The organism is Streptomyces sp. SPB074 (assembly GCF_000154905.1).
In the GTDB taxonomy this organism is placed as follows: Bacteria; Actinomycetota; Actinomycetes; order Streptomycetales; family Streptomycetaceae; genus Streptomyces.
The window spans coordinates 462,730-477,909 of record NZ_GG770539.1 but is presented as its reverse complement, the minus strand read 5'-3'; the positions used below and the strand labels follow the sequence as shown (position 1 = coordinate 477,909).

General features: G+C 73.3%; 10 protein-coding genes. 5 read left to right on the top strand and 5 right to left on the bottom strand.

What is annotated here, in order from left to right; genetic code table 11:
• Window positions 1–810: 810 nt before the first annotated feature.
• Together SSBG_RS01940 and SSBG_RS01935 are read left to right on the top strand one after the other, a co-directional pair.
• Window positions 811–1,626 carry an SAM-dependent methyltransferase gene (locus SSBG_RS01940; RefSeq protein WP_008744554.1) on the top strand — a complete coding sequence of 272 codons (816 nt, stop codon included), beginning with the start codon at window positions 811–813 and terminating at the stop codon, window positions 1,624–1,626.
• Window positions 1,623–3,773: a putative bifunctional diguanylate cyclase/phosphodiesterase gene (locus SSBG_RS01935; protein ID WP_008744553.1), complete on the top strand. Its 2,151-nt coding sequence runs from the start codon at window positions 1,623–1,625 to the stop codon at window positions 3,771–3,773. The genes SSBG_RS01940 and SSBG_RS01935 overlap by 4 nt, the downstream gene beginning before the upstream one ends.
• Window positions 3,774–3,908: 135 nt before the next feature.
• Here the strand turns inward: SSBG_RS01935 and SSBG_RS01930 are convergent, their stop codons facing one another.
• The gene (locus SSBG_RS01930; protein ID WP_008744552.1) at window positions 3,909–4,823 is read right to left on the bottom strand and encodes a LysR family transcriptional regulator; all 915 of its coding nucleotides are present in this window, start codon (window positions 4,821–4,823) and stop codon (window positions 3,909–3,911) included.
• A gap of 83 nt (window positions 4,824–4,906) precedes the next feature.
• Between SSBG_RS01930 and SSBG_RS01925 the strand changes: the two genes are divergently transcribed.
• From SSBG_RS01925 to SSBG_RS01915, 3 genes are read left to right on the top strand one after another with little or no spacing between them, the layout of a single operon-like run.
• On the top strand, window positions 4,907–5,614 hold the full coding sequence (locus SSBG_RS01925) for a succinate dehydrogenase (protein ID WP_008744551.1): 708 nt from the start codon (window positions 4,907–4,909) through the stop codon (window positions 5,612–5,614).
• A 1-nt stretch (window position 5,615) separates the two neighbouring features.
• The gene (locus SSBG_RS01920) at window positions 5,616–7,568 is read left to right on the top strand and encodes a fumarate reductase/succinate dehydrogenase flavoprotein subunit (RefSeq protein WP_008744550.1); all 1,953 of its coding nucleotides are present in this window, start codon (window positions 5,616–5,618) and stop codon (window positions 7,566–7,568) included.
• Complete coding sequence (locus SSBG_RS01915) at window positions 7,565–8,314, top strand: succinate dehydrogenase/fumarate reductase iron-sulfur subunit (RefSeq protein ID WP_008744549.1); 750 nt, start codon at window positions 7,565–7,567, stop codon at window positions 8,312–8,314. Before SSBG_RS01920 ends, SSBG_RS01915 begins: the two co-directional genes overlap by 4 nt.
• A gap of 90 nt (window positions 8,315–8,404) precedes the next feature.
• On the opposite strand, the gene SSBG_RS01910 is transcribed toward SSBG_RS01915, so the two are convergent.
• From SSBG_RS01910 to SSBG_RS01895, 4 genes are all read right to left on the bottom strand, one after another.
• Window positions 8,405–9,166, bottom strand: a complete 762-nt coding sequence (locus tag SSBG_RS01910) for an SGNH/GDSL hydrolase family protein (protein ID WP_008744548.1) — start codon at window positions 9,164–9,166, stop codon at window positions 8,405–8,407.
• A gap of 64 nt (window positions 9,167–9,230) precedes the next feature.
• Entirely contained in the window at window positions 9,231–11,051 is a 1,821-nt protein-coding gene (locus SSBG_RS01905; RefSeq protein ID WP_234010308.1) for a heparinase II/III domain-containing protein, read from the bottom strand.
• Window positions 11,052–11,485: 434 nt separating this feature from the next.
• On the bottom strand, window positions 11,486–12,457 hold the full coding sequence (locus SSBG_RS01900) for an alpha/beta fold hydrolase (protein ID WP_008744546.1): 972 nt from the start codon (window positions 12,455–12,457) through the stop codon (window positions 11,486–11,488).
• 124 nt (window positions 12,458–12,581) lie between these two features.
• Window positions 12,582–14,993: an ATP-binding cassette domain-containing protein gene (locus tag SSBG_RS01895; RefSeq protein WP_008744545.1), complete on the bottom strand. Its 2,412-nt coding sequence runs from the start codon at window positions 14,991–14,993 to the stop codon at window positions 12,582–12,584.
• Between the last annotated feature and the right edge of the window lie 187 nt (window positions 14,994–15,180).

The following is a 15,180-nucleotide window of genomic DNA, read 5'->3' as shown; positions in this document are numbered from 1 at the left end:
TGGCGGTCGGCGGCGGTCTCGTCGTCGCGCGCGCGTCCTCGGCGGCGGCGTCCTGTGGCTGCGCCGCCGCGCCGAGGACCGCGCGGCCCGCGAGGCGGCGACACGCCCCCGGCGGGCGACACCGCAGACGCGGTAGGGGCGGGGGAGCGGGGCGGGCACGCCCGGTCGGTCGGCGCGCGGGTGGGCCAGGGTGGGGAAACGCCGTCGCCCGCCGCTCCCGCCCGCCGAAGCCGATGTTTTCCCCACGCGCCTCACGGACCACGGGGAAACCCCGGTACCGACGGCGATAAAGTCAGACGAATTCCGCGGGCGCGCGCACGAAAGCGCACGCGGACGACCGGTTCCCCGGAAATGCGCCTGTCCGCCCCCCGGCCGGATTTCGCCCCGTACCGCTCGGACGAAACGGGTGAATTCCCGTTAATTCACTGCGCCCGGCTCGCAATCCGCCCGCCTTCCGTGCCAAGTCCGCCTGACCGGGCCGCAGTTCGTATGTGACGTATGGGGCGGACGCCGTTTTCCGCGAGGGCCCCGGCGACGTAAAGTGCTCGCGGGCCACCAGCGGCCGGGAGAAAGGGAACCGTGTCGTCGCCGCCCAGGTGATGACCGGGAACGGACGGTCATTTTCCGTTTTTGCTCGCTCTTCTGGCGCCTGATCAGTAGCCTCGGGCGCAGGCGGCCTCGCTCGCGCGCGACCGCCCCGGAGCCCGGGACGCCGCGCGCGACAGGGTGCCGCGCCCGGAGAAACGAGCACCGCGCCCCCCTACCGGCTTCGGCCACCCCGGCCCGCATTCGCAGCGACTTGGAGCACCGATGGAGCGACCCACCTGGGCCCCGCAGGGAATCGACATAACGGTTCCGAGCGTCTCCCGGATCTACGACTACTACCTGGGCGGCTCCCACAACTTCGAGGTGGACAGGGAGGCCGCGCGGCGCGCGATGGCCCACATCCCCGGGCTCCCCAAGATCATGCAGGCGAATCGTGCCTTCATGCGGCGCGCGGTGCGCTACGCGGTCTCCGAGGGCGTCACGCAGTTCCTCGACATCGGCTCCGGCATCCCGACCTTCGGCAGCGTCCACGAGGTGGCCCGCGCCCTCGCCCCCGAGGCCCGCGTCGTCTACGTCGACCACGACCCGGTCGCCGTCGCGCACAGCGAGGCCGTCCTCGACGGCGACCCGCTCGCCACCGTCGTCGCCGCCGACCTGCGCAAGCCCGCCGAACTGTTCGGCGCCCCCGCGCTCCAGGAACTCCTGGACCTGGAACAGCCGGTCGCGCTCCTCCTCGTCGCCGTGCTCCACTTCATCGAGGACAGGGAGAACCCCGACGCGCACGTCGCGGAGATCCTCGGCGCGCTCGCCCCCGGCAGCATGGTGATCCTCACGCACGCCGCCTACGAGCACATCCCCACCTCGCGCCAGGAGGCGAGCGGCGCCGTCGACGTCTACCGCGACATCCGCAACCCGCTCGTCATGCGCACCGCCGAGGAGATCGCCCGTTTCTTCGCGGGCACCGAACTCGTCGCGCCCGGACTCGTGCCGATGGCCGAGTGGCGGCCCGAGCAGGTGCCGGGCGAGGAGCCGGACCCGTACGCGAATTCCGGGTACGCGGGCGTGGGGCGCAAGGCGTGAGCGAGGCAAGCGGGACGCGGGACGAGCCCGCCGACCGGGTCGGGAGGTTCGCGACCATCTGGAGCCGCGCTCTGTTCCCGCTCACCGCGACCTCCCTGACCCGCCCCGAGTTCGAGAAGCTGCTGCTGCCGCTCGCGCACCGCCTGCGCGCCGCGCTGCACGCCCGCGTCTTCGACGCGGAGGAGTCGCGGGGCATCGGCGCCGCGCTCGTCGCCGCGCACTGCACGGACCCGGAGACGCTCAGCCGCACCCTCGACGTCGTGGACGCCTACCTCGTCCTGTACTGCGGGGACGACGGGCCCTACGAGGACCTGGCCGCGCGCGGCGCCCGGATGCAGCACGCCATGGCGGCCGGCTTCGCCGGGGCGCTGCGCGAGCGCACCCGCACCGAGCAGGAGGCGATCTCGCGCGCCGCGCTCGGCGCGCGCGCCGCCGTGGAACGGGCGCTGCACGTGAGCGAGGCCCGCTTCCGCGCCGTCTTCGAGGGCGCCGCGCTCGGCATCAGCATCGCCGACATGGACGGCGTCATCGTCGAGGCGAACGACGCCCTCGCCGGGATGTTCGGCGGCCTCGTCAGCTCGCTGCGCGGTACCAACGTCCGCGAGTGGGCGCACCCCGACGACTCGGCGAACGTCTGGCGCCTGTACGAGGAACTCGTCACCGGCACCCGCGAGTACTTCCAGGCCGAGAAGCCCTTCTACCGCCACGACGGCACCGTCCTGTGGACCAACCTCACCGTCTCGCTCCTCCGTGACGACCAGGGCAGCCCGCTCTACCAGCTCGCGCTCCTGGAGGACACCACCGAGCGCCGCCTGCTCAACCTGCGACTGCGCTACGAGGCGACGCACGACGCGCTGACCGGGCTGCCCAACCGCACACTCTTCTTCGAACGCCTCGACAAGGCGCTCCAGGCCGGCGAGAACGACCGCTTCGGCCTCTGCTACCTGGACCTCGACGGCTTCAAGACGGTCAACGACAGCCTCGGCCACGACGCGGGGGACCGCCTCCTGGTCGAGGTCGCCGACCGGCTCCAGGGCTGCGCGGGCGGCGGCGGGGAGATCGTGGCGCGCATCGGCGGCGACGAGTTCGTGGCGCTCACGACCGGGCCGAGCGCCCGCGAGGAGGTCCACGAGCTGGCCGGGCGCATGATGCAGGCGCTCTCCTCCCCGGTCCGCGTGGACGGCCGGGAACTGACCGTGCGCGGCAGCATCGGCATCGTGGAGGGACCGGGGGGCGGCAGGCGCGGCCCCGCCGAGGTGCTGCGCAGCGCCGACATCACGATGTACCGGGCCAAGGCGGCGGGCGGCAACCGCTACGAGGTCGCCGACCCCGAGGCCGACGCGCGCGCGATCACCCGGCACGGACTGACCACCTCGCTGCCCGCCGCGCTGGAACGCGGCGAGTTCTTCATCGAGTACCAGCCACTGGTGGACCTCGGCGACGGCACGGTGCACGGCGCCGAGGCGCTCGTACGGTGGTCGCACCCGCAGCACGGCACGATCGGCCCCGACCGCTTCATCCCGCTCGCCGAGCACACCGGGCTCATCGTCCCGCTCGGCCGCTGGGTGCTCGACCAGTCCGCACGGCAGGCCCGGCTCTGGCAGGAGGAGCACGGGGGCCCGGCGCCGCTGCGCGTCAACGTCAACCTCTCGCCGTGCCAGCTCCAGCACCCGCGCCTCGTCGCCGACACCGTCGAGATCCTGGAGCGCACGGGGCTCCCCCCGGGGGCGCTGTGCCTGGAGGTCACCGAGTCCGCGCTCATCGGCGCCGACGACGACCTCCTCAAACCGCTGCGGCGGCTCGCCGAGATGGGCGTGGACATCGCGCTGGACGACTTCGGCACGGGCTACTCGAACCTCGCCAACCTGCGCCGCCTGCCGGTGAGCGTCCTCAAGCTCGACCGGGCCTTCACGCAGGGGATGCAGCAGTTCCCCGCCGACCCGGTGGACCTCAAGATCGTCGAGGGCATCGTCGCGCTCGCCCACAGCCTCGATCTCGCGGTCACCGTCGAGGGCGTCGAGACGAGCGCCCAGGCCGACCAGCTCCGCGAACTCGGCTGCGACACGGCCCAGGGCTGGTACTACGCCCGTCCGGGACCGGCGGCGCGGGTCAGGGAGCTGGCCCTGGTGGACGCGGTGACGGGCTGAGGCGGCCGGAGCGCGGGCACGGGGCGGGCGCTCGGCGGTAGGCGGCAGGGAACCCAGGGGCAGGGGACCGGCCCCGTGCCGTCGCGCCCGCCCCGGCCCCGTGCCGTCGCGCCCGCCCCGGCCCCGTGCCGCCCCTCACCCCGCCTGCAAGCGCGCCGCCTCCCGCACCAGGATCTCCTGGAGCTCGCGGGCCGCGCGGGGCGGTGCCACGTCGCTGCGGTGGGCGAGGGCGATCGTGCGCCGCAGGCCCGGCGAGGCGAGCGGCGTGACCCGCAGGCCCGAGCCGGGGCGCTCGGCGACCATGCGCGGCACGACGCCTGCGCCCAGTCCAGCCCGTACGAAGCCGAGCACCGCGTCCATCTCGCCGCCCTCGACCGCGAAGGACGGCTCGAAGCCCTCGTTGCGGCACGCCGCGACGGTCAGTTCCCGCAGGTCGTAGCCGTGCCGGAACATCACGAGGCGTTCCTCGCGCAGATCGGCGATACGCACCCTGCGCCCGCGCCCGCTGCCCGAGCCCGGCGCGGACCGCAGCAGCGAGGAGACGACCACCAGGTCCTCGTGCAGCAGCTCCACCGTCTCCAGCGCGGGGGAGGCCGTCGGCAGCGGGAGGACGACGAGCGCGAGGTCGAGCGCGCCGCGCGCCAGCTCGCGGACGAGGTCGTGCGAGCCGCCCTCCTCGATGAGGAGCTGGATGCCCGGATAACGATCGTGATACGTCCGCAGCACATCGGGGAGCAGGCCCGTGCACAGACTGGGGGTCGCGCCGAGCCGTACCCGCCCCCTGCGCGACTGTGCGATTTCGCCCACTTCGTGGTGGGCGGTCTCGGCGTCCTCCAGGATGCGCCTGGCCAGCGGGAGCAGTGCCTCGCCCGCGTCGGTGAGCGTGATGTTTCCCCTTGCGCGGCTGAACAGTTCGGCCCCCAGCTCGCGCTCCAGCGCCTTGATCTGCTGGGAGAGCGAGGGCTGCGCGACGTGCACGATCTCGGCGGCGCGGGTGAAGTGCCGGGTCTCCGCCACGGCCACGAAATACTGGAGCTGCTGGAACTGCATGGTGCAACGATAGGCCAGGACTATGGAAATGAGGCCAGTGATCTCTTGGACCTCTCGGGCGGTTCGGCCCTACCTTGCTTGATATGGCTCTGGCACCAGGGACGGACCGACGGCCGTCCAGGACGCGAATGATCTGGGATTCCTCCGTCGGCAAGAAGACAGTGATGGCCGTCTCCGGCCTGCTCATGCTGCTGTACTTGATCGCCCACATGTACGGCAACCTGAAGATCTTCTTCGGACCCGGGACCTTCGACGAGTACGCCCACTGGCTGCGGACCCTCGGCGAACCCTTCATGCACTACGAGTGGACGCTCTGGGTCGTCCGCGTCGTCCTGGTCGTCGCCGTCGTCGCCCACGCCGTCTCCGCGTACCAGCTCAGCCGCCGCGACCAGAAGGCCCGCCCGGTCAAGTACGCCCACCCCCGGCGCCGCGCCTCCTACGCCACCCACACCATGCGCTACGGCGGGATCGTCCTCGCCCTCTTCATCGTGTGGCACATCCTCGACCTGACCACCGGCACCGTGCACAGCGGCGGCTTCCAGCACGGCCACCCCTACGCCAACGTGGTGGACACCTTCTCCACCTGGTACGGCAACGTCATCTACATCGTCGCCATGCTCGCCGTCGGCCTCCACGTCCAGCACGGCTTCTACAGCGCGGCCCAGACCCTCGGCGTCGGCAGCCGCAGCCGCGACCTGGTGCTCAAGACCCTCGCGAACGTGCTCGCCGTCGTGATCACGCTCGGCTTCATCGCCGTCCCGGTCGGCGTCATGACCGGATTGGTGGACTGACATGACTGACTTCGTCCAGTACGAGACGGCCGGGGAACCCCTCGTCGACGCCTCCGCCCCCGAGGGCCCCGTCGCCGAGCGCTGGAGCGACTACCGCTTCCACGCCAAGCTCGTGAACCCCGCCAACCGCCGCAAGCACCGCGTCATCGTCGTCGGCACCGGCCTCGCCGGCGGCTCCGCCGGGGCCACCCTCGCCGAGCAGGGCTACCACGTCGTCCAGTTCTGCTTCCAGGACTCCCCGCGCCGCGCCCACTCCGTCGCCGCGCAGGGCGGCATCAACGCCGCGAAGAACTACCGCAACGACGGCGACTCCGTGCACCGCCTCTTCTACGACACCGTCAAGGGCGGCGACTTCCGCGCCCGCGAGTCGAACGTGCACCGCCTCGCCGAGATCTCCGTCGAGATCATCGACCAGTGCGTCGCGCAGGGCGTCCCCTTCGCCCGCGAGTACGGCGGCCTCCTCGACAACCGCTCCTTCGGCGGCGTCCAGGTCTCCCGCACCTTCTACGCCCGCGGCCAGACGGGCCAGCAGCTCCTCCTCGGCGCCTACCAGGCGCTCTCGCGGCAGGTCGCCGCCGGGAACATCGAACTGCACGCGCGCACCGAGATGCTCGAACTGATCATGGTGGACGGGCGCGCCCGCGGCATCGTCGCGCGCGACCTGGTCACCGGGAAGATCGAGACGCACTTCGCGGACGCCGTCGTCCTCGCCTCCGGCGGGTACGGCAACGTCTTCTACCTCTCGACCAACGCGATGAACTCCAACGCGACCGCCATCTGGCGCGCGCACCGCAAGGGCGCCTACTTCGCCAACCCCTGCTTCACGCAGATCCACCCGACCTGCATCCCGCGCACCGGCGACCACCAGTCCAAGCTCACCCTCATGAGCGAGTCGCTGCGCAACGACGGCCGCATCTGGGTCCCGAAGGCCAAGGGCGACGAGCGCCCCCCGAACCAGATCCCCGAGGACGAGCGCGACTACTACCTGGAGCGCATCTACCCGTCCTTCGGCAACCTCGTGCCCCGCGACATCGCCTCGCGCGCCGCGAAGAACGTGTGCGACGAGGGCCGCGGCGTCGGCCCCGGCGGCCAGGGCGTCTACCTCGACTTCGCCGAGGCGATCCAGCGCATGGGCCGCAAGGCCGTCGAGGCCAAGTACGGCAACCTCTTCGACATGTACCAGCGGATCACCGACGAGGACCCCTACAAGGTCCCGATGCGGATCTACCCCGCCGTGCACTACACGATGGGCGGCCTCTGGGTCGGCTACGACCTCCAGACCTCCATCCCCGGCCTCTTCGCGATCGGCGAGGCGAACTTCTCCGACCACGGCGCCAACCGCCTCGGCGCCTCCGCGCTGATGCAGGGCCTCGCGGACGGCTACTTCGTCCTCCCCGCCACCATCAACGACTACATCGCGAAGAACCCCAAGCCGGCCGAGGTCACCGCCGAGCACCCGGCGGCCGTCGAGGCCGTCAAGGAGACCACCGACCGCCTGGAGCGCCTCCTCGCCGTGGACGGCGACCGCACCCCCGACAGCTTCCACCGCGAGATCGGCGAGCTGATGTGGGAGTACTGCGGCATGGCCCGCACCGACGAGGGCCTGCGCACGGCCCTGGCCCGCATCCCGCAGATCCGCGAGGAGTTCTGGAAGCGGATCAAGGTCCCCGGCGAGGGCGCCGAGTTCAACCAGTCCCTGGAGCGCGCCAACCGCGTCGTGGACTACCTCGAACTCGCCGAGCTGATGTGCCTCGACGCGCTGCACCGCGCCGAGTCCTGCGGCGGTCACTTCCGCGAGGAGTCGCAGACCCCGGACGGCGAGGCCGCCCGCAGGGACGAGGAGTTCTCCTACGCCGCCGCCTGGGAGTACACCGGCACCGGCACGGCCCCCGTCCTGCACAAGGAAGACCTGGTCTTCGAGTACGTCCACCCCACCCAGCGGAGCTACGCATGAGGCTCACCCTGCGCGTATGGCGCCAGAAGAACGCCGACGCCCCCGGCGCCATGGTCACCTACGAGGTGGACAGCATCTCCGAGGACATGTCCTTCCTCGAAATGCTCGACACCCTCAACGAGGAACTCACCCTCAAGGGCGAGGACCCGGTGGCCTTCGACCACGACTGCCGCGAGGGCATCTGCGGAGCCTGCTCGCTCGTCATCAACGGTGACGCGCACGGCCCCGAGCGCACCACCACCTGCCAGCTCCACATGCGGTCCTTCAAGGACGGCGACACGATCGACATCGAGCCGTGGCGCGCGGCGGCCTTCCCGGTCATCAAGGACCTCGCGGTGAACCGCTCGGCCTTCGACCGGATCATCCAGTCCGGCGGCTACATCTCCGCCGCCACGGGCACCGCGCCCGAGGCCCACTCCACCCCGGTCCCCAAGCCCGACGCGGACTACGCCTTCGAGAACGCCGAGTGCATCGGCTGCGGCGCCTGCGTCGCGGCCTGCCCCAACGGCTCCGCGATGCTCTTCACCTCGGCGAAGATCAACCACCTCAACGTCCTGCCCCAGGGCGCCCCCGAGCGCGAGACCCGCGTCCTCGACATGGTCGCCCAGATGGACACCGAGGGCTTCGGCGGCTGCACGCTCACCGGCGAGTGCGCCACCGCCTGCCCGAAGGGCATCCCGCTCATGTCCATCACGAACATGAACCGCGAGTGGCTGCGCGCCCAGCGCAAGGCCGGCAGGCGCTGACCCTTCGCCGGAGCGGCCCCACCGCCCCGCCGTACGCCCCGGGCACCCCCTCCTGACGAGGGGACGACCGGGGCGTACGCGTACCCGCGACTACCGCGCCCGCGCCACCGGCTCCAGCGCCCCCGGCACCGACCGCAGCGCGTCGAACCACACCCCGGCCATCCTGTCGTAGCCGGCCGGGGTGAGGTGGATGCCGTCCGCGAGGTCGGCCGTCGTCAGCGCCTCGTACATCCGCACCAGGCGCACCCCCGCGTCCTTGCCCGCGAGCGCGCCGGGCAGCGCCTGGTTGTACGCGACGACGCGGGCCTGCTGCGTCGGGCCGGTCTGCGGGGGCACCGAGGCCACGAAGATCTCCGCGCCGGGGAGCAGGGCCCGTATCCGGTCCACGAGCGCCGAGAGCCGCGCGGGGGCGTTCGCGACGTCGTGGTTCTGGTTGAGGTCGTTGGTGCCGATGAGGAGCAGCACCGTGCGCGGGGACGTCGCGGCGAGCCAGCCGCCGATCTGCGCGTCGAGCTGGTCGATGCGCCAGCCCGAGTGGCCCTCGTGGTCGTGGTCGCCCAGTTCCGCCGGCCCGTTGGCCAGCGAGCCGACGAAGTCGACGGTGTACCCGGCCTCGGCGAGCCTGCGCCACAGGCCGATCCGGTAGCCGCCCGGGCAGGGCGTGAAGCCGTCGGTGAGCGAGTCGCCGAGCGGCATGAGGCGCACGCCGCCGTTCGACTCGCCGGGCACGTCGGCCGCGGCCGGGCGGGCGCCGAACGCCACCCCGGCCGCCGCGCCCGCCCCGGCGAGCAGAAAGCCGCGGCGCGAGAGGGGACGGACCCGCCGCGCGTTACCTTCCGGTGCTGGTCTCACAGTGAACTCCTTCGCTTTCGTGGGGGAACGTGCGAGTGGTTCGGTGGAGCAGCTTCGGGGTGGATCAGTTGGCGGGGCACGCGGTCAGGAGGTGCGTGCCCGCGGCGCGCGGCGCCCGCGCGGTGAGGACGAGCCGCCACAGGCTCTCGCCCCACACCCGGGTGAACGCCGGGTCGTCCCGGACGACGGTCTCCGTCCCGGAGGTGAAGGCGGCATCGTCCCAGGCGAGCGCGAGCCCACGCCCCTCCGGCGGCCGTACGAGGGCCCGCCCCGGACCCGTCACGGTGACCTCGCCGCCCAGCAGCAGCCGCAGCACGAGCCGGTCCGGGTCCGCGTCGAGCCGCCAGGTGTCGTGGATCTCGACGCGCGCCTCCGTGCACCGTACGAGCGCCGCGGTCCGCTCCCAGGCCCGCAGCCCCGCCTTTGCCGGGTAGGCGCCCGCGAGGTCGAGCGTCAGCGCGGCGCGCCCGGGCCCGGCCTCGCCGCGCACGGAGCGCGCGGCGAAGTCCCGGCCGGGCGGCTGCCCGTGCCCGTTCACCTCGGGCACGTTGTGGTACGCGCTCGTCATCGACCAGATCCCGTACCGCTCGCGCCCGAACGTCTCCCTGCGGTACGTCCCGACGCCGACGTCCACGATCAGCGGGCGCGCGTCCACGGCGACGAGGAACGAGACCACGTCGTTGTGGTTGTGGCTCTCGTCGTTGTGCCCGCTCTTCGCCGCGAGCAGCAGCCCGCGCGTCGTCCCCTCCGCCTCGCGCGCCACGAGCACCTGCGTGCCGGGCAGCCAGCCCTGCCGGGGGAGGGGGAAGGCCGCTTCGGGCGCCGCGCGCCACTCCGGGTCGAAGAGCGCGCCGAGCACCCGCCGCAGGTCGTAGGGCGTGGTGTTCTCGGGGAGCACCGGGTCGGCCGTGCCCCGCAGGGCCCGCGCGTGGGCGCTCACCTCGGGCTGTCCCGTGCGCCGCCCGTACCGGTACAGGACCGCCGGGGTCGCCTCGCGCAGCCGGGCGGGGCCGTCCGCGAAGCTCACCGACCACCCGTCACCCACCCACATCAGCAAGGGATAGCGTGCCGTGTCCCGGATCAGGTCCTCGGTGAAGACGGCCTCGCCGGTGCCGAGCAGCGAGGTCAGCAGCTCCAGGCACTCGAAGAGCGAACCGCCCGCGCGCCACCAGTAGTGCGGGCCCTCGTCGCAGCCGCCGTCCGCGGGTTGCGCCGCGAGGTAGTGGTCGAGCCCGGCCACGATCTTGCCGACGAGCGCGGCCCGCGCGGCCCCGTCCTCGACGGTGAGCGCTGTGGCGAGCAGCAGGTCGGAGTGGATCCACGGGTTCCAGTTGTTGAGCTTCGCCGTCGAACCGTCGTACCAGCCCCACTCGGAGCGCTCCAGGTACGGGCCGAGCACCCGCGTCCACACCTCGCCGCGCAGCCGCCGCCGCGGCAGCGGATCGCGCGCGTCCAGCGCGTCCCCCGCGATCACGTCCGCGAGCGCGAGGAGGACGGCCGTCGTCGCCGCGCCCAGGTCCAGCGTCGGCACCTCCGGGTCGGGAAGCAGCCCCTGCCGCGCGTCCAGGACACGGAAGCCGTGCGCGGGCCACACCCACGAGGTCTCCTCGCACAGCGCCCACACCCCGTCCATGACCTCGTCGGCGAAGGCGGCGGACTCCCGCGCGTCCCGCGCGGCGCCGAGCGCGAGCAGCGCGCGGCCGAGCCGCGCCCGCCGCGCGTCCCACGGCGCCTGGTAGGCCGCCCGGTCGCCGTCGCGCGCGAACCGCGCGAAGAGCGAGGCCGGCAGGGCGGGCCACGGCTCGCCGAGCGCGGTCCGCGCCTCGGCGAGCAGGTCCGCGCCTCGGCGAGCACCCGGGCCCGCGTCGCCGCGTCGAACGGCCACGGTTCGCCCGCCGCGGGCACGGGGCGCCACTTCCCGAGGGGGGGGAGCCGCTGGGCGACGAGGCCGGGCGGGAACCGGTCGGCGAGGGTGAGCGCTGGGGACATGCCGGGGTCTCCTCGGGCAGGGACGGGCGGCACGCCGGGAGATTGGCGCGCGGGAAAGACGGCGGCCCTGACATGAAAGGCGATGGGGAAGGCCCGGTCAATGGTCCGGACGGCACCGGTAGAAAACGCTTGCCGTCCCTGCCGGGCCCGCCGTCCCCGCCGTCCCGGCCGTCCCTGAGGGCCCACCGTCCCCGGTGTCCCCGCCACTCCCGCCGTGCCCGCCGTGCCCGCCGTGCCCGCCGTGCCCGCCACTCCCGCCGTGCCCGCCACTCCCGCCGTGCCCGCCGTTCCCGCCGGGTGCCCCCGGGCCCGCCGTCGTCCGGCCCCCGGTCAGCTCTCCACGTCCGCCAGCCACTCCAGGAGGAGCGTGTTGACCTCCTCGGGGCGCTCCTGCTGCACCCAGTGGCCGCAGTCGTCCAGGAGGTGGGTGCCCCGGAGCCCGGGGAGGGTGTGCGGGAAGGCGTCCACGGCGTCGGAGAGCCAGGCGAGCGAGGCGTCCTCGCGGCCCGCGAGGAAGAGCGAGGGCTGGCGCAGCGGTTCGCCCTCCCAGGCCGCGAGATCCTCCCAGTCGCGGTCCATCACGCGGTAGCGCGCGAGGGCGCCGCCGAAGCCGGTGCGTTCGAACTCCGCCGCGTAGAAGTCGAGTACGTCCTCGCCCAGCCAGGAGGGCAGGGGCCCGGTCACGAAGCGCTCGCGCATGGCGTGTCCGCGCGGCACGAAGAAGGGCCCGGGCGGCACGCTCCCGCTCCGCCCGGAGAGCGTCGCGTAGAACCCGGCCAGCCAGCCCCGTACGTCCCGCTCCATCTCGGCCTCGGCGCCGGGACGTTGGAGGAACGGCACGTAGAACTCCTCCTCGCCCCCCATCGAGGCGAAGACCTCGGAGGGCCGGGGGCCGCCGGGCGGCGTGTACGGGACCCCGAGCAGCGCGACGGCCCGGAACACCTCGGGCCGCAGCAGCCCGGCCTGTCCGGCGAGCGTGGCCCCCCAGTCGTGCCCCGCGAGCACGGCCCGCTCCTCGCCCAGGGCCCGTACGAGCGCGACGAGTTCACCGGTCAGCGCGAGCGCCCGGTACGCCTCGCTCCCCTCGGGCCGGGACGAGCGCCCGTACCCCCGCGCGTCCACGGCGACCGCCCGGTACCCGGCGGCGGCGAGCGCGGGGAGCTGGTGCCGCCAGGCGTACCACGACTCGGGGAAGCCGTGGAGCAGCAGCACGAGGGGACCCTCCCCCTGTTCGACGGCGTGCACCCGCCCCCCGGGCAGATCGAACAGGCGGTGGCGTGCGGGTGCGGCGAGCGTGGTCATGGGACCCTCCGGGTGACGCGCGGATCGGACACCCCCGAGCATTCTCCCAGGTCGCGCAGGGGCCAAGCGGACTTGCCGGGTCGGCAAAACCACTCCGCTCGCCCCGCGCCGTCCGCCACCGGGCTCACCCCAGGGCTTCCCGCAGATATCCCGCCGTCCGGCTCCCCGTCGCCTTCGCCACGTCCTCGGGCCGCCCCTCCGCGACGATGCGCCCGCCCCGGTCGCCGCCGCCGGGGCCGAGGTCCACGACCCAGTCCGCCGCCGCGACGACGGCCATGTCGTGCTCGACCACCACGACCGTGTCGCCGCCGTCGACCAGGTGGCCGAGCTGGCGGAGCAGGACGGCGACGTCGGCGGGGTGCAGGCCCGTGGTGGGCTCGTCCAGGATGTAGGCGGTGCCGCCCCGGTGGACGCGCTGCAATTCCGTGGCGAGCTTGATGCGCTGGGCCTCGCCGCCCGACAGCTCGGTGGCCGGCTGGCCGAGGCGCAGGTAGCCGAGGCCGACGTCCTGGAGCGTGCGCAGGCTGCGGGCGACGCCGGGCACGTCCGCGAAGAAGCCGGCGCCCGCGTCGACCGTGAGGCCCAGCACGTCGGCGATGCTCCGGTCCCGGTAGCGCACCTCCAGCGTCTGCGGGTTGTAGCGGGCCCCGTGGCAGTCCGGGCAGGGCGCGTACGTGCTCGGCAGGAAGAGCAGCTCGACCGAGACGAAGCCCTCGCCCTGGCACGTCTCGCAGCGCCCGCCGCTGTTGTTGAAGGAGAAGCGCCCCGCGCCGTAGCCGCGCGCCCTCGCCTCCTCCGTCGCCGCGAAGACCTTGCGCACGGTGTCGAAGAGTCCCGTGTACGTCGCCAGGTTGGAGCGCGGGGTGCGGCCGAGGGGACGCTGGTCCACCCGTACGACGCGCCGGACGCTCTCCGCGCTCTCCGCGCCTTCGAGCGCCGTCCACGGCGCCCCCGCCCCCGGGTCCTCCCCGCGCGCCCGCGCGTCGAGCGCGCCCGCGAGGACGTCGGGCACGAGCGTGGACTTGCCCGAGCCCGAGACCCCGGTCACGGCGGTGAGCACACCGAGCGGGACCCGCAGGTCCACCCCGTCGATGTTGTGCCGGCGCACCCCGCGCAGCCGCACCCACCCGGTGGGCTCGCGCGGCGGCGCCGGGCGGGGGCGCGGCCCGCCGAACAGGTACGTCCCGGTCACCGACGTGGTGACCTCCCGGAGCCCGGCGACGGGCCCGCTGTGCAGCACCTCGCCGCCGTGCTCCCCGGCTCCCGGGCCCACGTCCACGAGCCAGTCGGCCTGCCGCATGACCGAGAGGCGGTGCTCCACGACGAAGACCGAGTTGCCCGCGTGCTTGAGGCCGTGCAGCACGTCGAGCAGCGCCTCGGTGTCCGCCGGGTGCAGCCCGGCCGAGGGCTCGTCCAGGACGTACACGACACCGAAGAGCCCGGAGCGCAGCTGGCTCGCCAGGCGCAGGCGTTGCAGTTCGCCCGCCGAGAGGGTCGGGGTGGCGCGGTCGAGCGAGAGGTAGCCGAGGCCGAGGCCGACGACCGTCTCGACGCGCGGCAGCAGATCCTCCACGAGCACGCGCGCCGTGTTCCCGCCGCCCGCCTCGCGCAGCGCCGCCGCGAGGGCGGTGAGGGGCAGCGCGGCCGCCTCGGCGATCGTCAGCCCCGCGAAGGTCACCGCGAGCGCCTCGGGGGTGAGCCGGGTCCCGCGACAGACGGGGCAGGGGTCGTCGGCGAGGAAGCGCGCCGCCTTCGCGCGCAGCGTCTCGCTCTTGGAGTCCGCGAAGGTCTTGAGGACGTAGCGGCGCGCGCTCTGGTACGTGCCCTGGTACGGGCGCTGGACGCGGCCCGCCTCGCGGACGGGCTCCACCGTCACGGTCGGCGTCTCGTCCGTGAACAGGATCCAGTCCCGGTCCGCCGGGTCCAGCTCCCGCCAGGGCCGGTCCACGTCGTAGCCGAGCGCGTCGAGCACGTCCCGCAGGTTCTTGCCCTGCCAGGCGCCCGGCCAGGCGGCGATGGCGCCCTCGCGGATCGTGCGGGAGGGGTCGGGCACGAGCAGTTCCTCGCTCGTGCGGTGCACGCGGCCGAGGCCGTGGCAGGCGGGGCAGGCGCCGGCCGCCGTGTTGGGCGAGAAGGAGTCCGAGTCGAGCCGCGGGGCGCCCTCGGGGTAGGTCCCGGCGCGCGACCAGAGCATCCGGAGCACGTTGGAGAGGGTCGTGACGGTGCCGACCGAGGAGCGCGAGGAGCCGGCGGAGCGGCGCTGCTGGAGCGAGACGGCGGGCGGCAGCCCGGTGATCCGGGCGACGTGCGGGGCCCCGGCCTGCTGGATGAGCCGCCGGGCGTACGGGGCGACGGACTCGAAGTAGCGGCGCTGGGCCTCGGCGTAGATCGTCCCGAAGGCGAGCGAGGACTTCCCCGATCCCGAGACGCCGGTGAAGACGGCGAGGACGTCGCGCGGGACATCGACGTCGACGTCCCGCAGGTTGTTCTCGCGCGCGCCGCGCACCCGGACACAGGGATCGTGGGGGCTCTCCATACCGCGATCGTAGGCAGCCGGGGGAATCCGCGCAGGTCCGGGGCGGGGGAGGGGGACGATGGGGCGGTTTTTTTTTTTGGTTGGTTTTTTTTCTTCGTGCTTGACTGAGACACTCTATGTTTTTAGTTTTTTTTTGGATGCGACGAGTTTTTATATACTTGATTTTTTTTTTTTTTTTTTTTTTTTT